The sequence below is a fragment of the Mycobacterium sp. Soil_C_30 genome, from assembly GCF_057656995.1.
The window spans coordinates 1-1,311 of sequence record NZ_JBDGJH010000049.1; the positions used below are offsets into that span (position 1 = coordinate 1).

1 protein-coding gene is annotated in these 1,311 nt (G+C 64.5%); it reads left to right on the forward strand.

Features of this window, described 5'->3' with window-relative positions:
• Positions 1-232: 232 nt before the first annotated feature.
• On the forward strand, positions 233-1,294 hold the full coding sequence (locus AC3A6P_RS36050) for an IS110 family RNA-guided transposase (protein ID WP_487697448.1): 1,062 nt from the start codon (positions 233-235) through the stop codon (positions 1,292-1,294).
• The last annotated feature ends 17 nt before the right edge of the window (positions 1,295-1,311 follow it).

Below are 1,311 nucleotides of genomic sequence, written 5' to 3' on the forward strand. Positions count from 1 at the left end.
CTCAGTGTCACAGTGGACGTGCCGCTGTTGCGGTGGTTGGGTCTTTTCACCTGGTGTCTGACTCTTACAAACTCTGCCACCTTCGGGTTGGCAATCGAGCGTTGTGTCGATGCCGGGTGGGAAGGACCGACCGGCGTGACTTGATAGGAGCGTGGCACCGCCCCCACTGAGATGTGTCCTGCCGGTCGGCCCGACCTTCACCTCATCCACCAGATGAAAGAAGGCACCGTCCATGGTCGTCGTTGGAACCGATGTACACAAGCGCACCCACACTTTCGTCGCCGTCGACGAGGTCGGGCGCAAGCTCGGGGAGAAGGTGGTCAGGGCCTCCACTGAGGGACATCTCAAGGTGCTGGCGTGGGCCCGGGAACAGTTCGGCGAGGAACTGCTGTGGGGTATTGAAGACTGCCGCAACCTCTCGGCCCGGCTGGAGCGCGATCTGCTCACCGCAGGCCAGTCGGTGGTGCGGGTAGCCCCGAAATTGATGTCGCAGGCCCGTGCCTCGGCGCGGACCCGCGGCAAGTCCGATCCCATCGATGCGTTGGCCGTTGCCCAGGCAGTTCTGCGCCATCCTGATCTGCCGGTCGCCTCCCACGACGAGATCTCACGGGAGCTCAAACTGTTGGTTGATCGTCGTGACGACCTTGTGGCTCAACGCACTTCAACGATCAACCGGCTCCGTCAACGGGTCCACGAACTGGACCCCGCCGCCGAACCCAAACCTGCCTGCCTGCACCGCGCCAAGGCCTGCGCGGCGCTGCTCGACTGGCTCAATCCCCAACACGGGGTCCTGGCCGAATTGGCTCGCGAGGAACTCGCCGACGTCATCCGCCTGACCGAGGCCATCAACGCCCTGGCCGCACGCATCGGTGAACGCATCCAGAAGGTAGCCCCGACGCTGTTGGCGGTGCCCGGGTGCGGTGAACTGACCGCGGCCAAGATCGTCGCCGAAACCGCCGGCGTCGGCCGCTTCCGCAACGAAGCCGCATTCGCCCGCCACAACGGAACCGCCCCAATCCCGGTCTGGTCGGGCAACACCGCCGGACGAGTCCGACTGAACCGTTCCGGTAACCGCCAACTCAACGCCGCACTGCACCGCATCGCCATCACCCAGCTGCGCATTCCCGGCAGCGCCGGGCAGCAGTACTACCGCGAGCGGCTAGCCGACAAAGCAACCAAAGGAGCTCTGCGCTGCCTCAAACGTTATCTCTCCCGCACCGTCTACCGATGCCTGCACGCCGACAAACACCTCAACCACACCCACGACAAACCCCTCCAGGCAGTCGCCGCTTGACATAGGAGCAATGCTCG

Coding starts and splice junctions, on each gene's coding strand:
- AC3A6P_RS36050 (WP_487697448.1), top strand. CDS start 233: ATGGTCGTCGTTGGAACCGATGTACACAAGCGCACCCACACTTTCGTC.